This is a genomic window from Mesobacillus subterraneus, from assembly GCF_023715485.1.
GTDB classification, from domain to species: Bacteria; Bacillota; Bacilli; order Bacillales; family Cytobacillaceae; genus Mesobacillus; species Mesobacillus subterraneus_B.
In genome coordinates, this window is the sequence record NZ_JAMBOF010000038.1 from 1 (window position 1) to 1,665 (window position 1,665).

1 protein-coding gene is annotated in these 1,665 nt (G+C 36.7%); it reads right to left on the reverse strand.

The window, feature by feature from the left end; translation table 11 throughout:
- Positions 1 to 607: 607 nt before the first annotated feature.
- The gene (locus tag M3204_RS23410; protein ID WP_251489047.1) at positions 608 to 1,051 is read right to left on the reverse strand and encodes a hypothetical protein; all 444 of its coding nucleotides are present in this window, start codon (positions 1,049 to 1,051) and stop codon (positions 608 to 610) included.
- Positions 1,052 to 1,665: the final 614 nt, after the last annotated feature.

Genomic DNA, 1,665 nt, shown 5'->3' on the forward strand with positions numbered 1-1,665 from the left:
CAGCTCTGATTTTAACTTCCATAGTGTAGTTTTTATAGATTTGGCCTTTTTCCGGCATGTTAATCACCCCTTAAAATGGTTTCCAAACTAGTTGTTTTTCAACCTCTACTTTAAGGGGTGCACATCACGTTTCTCGTGTCGCATTCGGAAGTCGAAATATTTATGAGGGAGGGGGACTGGTGTTTCTCTCTCTTTTTTTATTTCCTTGGTTTCAGTGGAGGCATAGGGTGTAACCGTCAAGTAGTTTTGAACAGTTTTTGCTCATTAAGTTTGGCTTGGACATAGGGATGGTTCAAGAGACACAGGGACGGTTCTGGTGTCTCATTCGGGAGTCGAAATATTTAAATGAGAAGCGTGGGGCCTTAATCCTGTTTGAGCCCATACTTCTTTTGGAATACCTTACATATAAGGCAAAACTATCATCGTTGAATGAATGAAGTGGTACGCGTTTACGTACCACTTCGTCTGTTTTTGAAATAAATTTTACGGATGTGAAAAGGGTGTTAATGCCGCTGTTAAAATTATCACTCCTGCCATCTTTTGAACCATCCACTGACATAAAATTTACGAAAACACAGTGACGTCCCCGAGTTTCTTTAATTTTTAATCATTCTTCAGATAAGATGTTGTCGATTTTGGTCAATGCAATTTCAATTTGTCTTTCCTCTAGCTTTTCTGTTTCGGATAGTGGCACTAATATCTGAAATGATTTTTCTAGCTTGGTAAGCAACAATGTGTTATTTTCTTGGTCTCCATTCAAAGCCGATTTAAACAAGTCTTCATATCTATTGACCACTCTTTCAACAACAGAGTCGACTGATCCCTGTGTTGCAAATGGCGGTTTGGTTTGAAAGTTGCTTAAAGATTGGCGAAGAAGGATATCGTCGTTGTTTTTTATACCTGCTACGGCATTCTGGGTATACGTTTTTAAAATTGCGACTTCGTTATTAAGCAGTTTTGTGTTAGCACTTTTATTTTGAACAAATAAATAAACGTTAGCAATAAGAGAAAAAGCTAATAGAATTATTAATAACCTCGATAATTTTTTCAAATGTTTATCACACCTTTTTAATAAGCTGCTTTTACATAGTAATAACTTGAACAGCTTCGTTCAAAATATGCCTTGTTATTACGGTCCCAGATTTTCAATTTAACTGACCAGTTTACCTTATAGCTGCTACCGACTGTTGAAGCACCCATCTTATCTGTGTAGAAGTTTGCTCCACTACGGTGATTTCTTCACCAGTTTTTTGTTCCCTATTCATCACCCTTTATATGAAAATATTATTATAATAATCCTTAAATTGGAAAATAGGATTATCAATATAATGCTATCATCTCTAGTGAAATTAGGGGATTGGGAAAGTACAGGGTGCTATAAGAGATAGAATTCGTAATAGTGACAAGCTTCGACTCAAACAAGTAATCGACCGATTGTGGTTAGTACAATTGTTATACATTTCTCCACCAAGAGAAAAGTTGGGGAATTTTTAAAAATGTCGAAACGGGCGGACTATATAAAAGGAAACAGAGGGACGGTGGTCAAGCCCCCAAATAGTAGAGTCTTAAATGAAACATATTGATTTTACTGAAGGGAATTGCTCCCTGGTTTAATCATTTAAACTTGATCGTTCAGCTTAAACACTTGACATGGAGCCTCTTCTC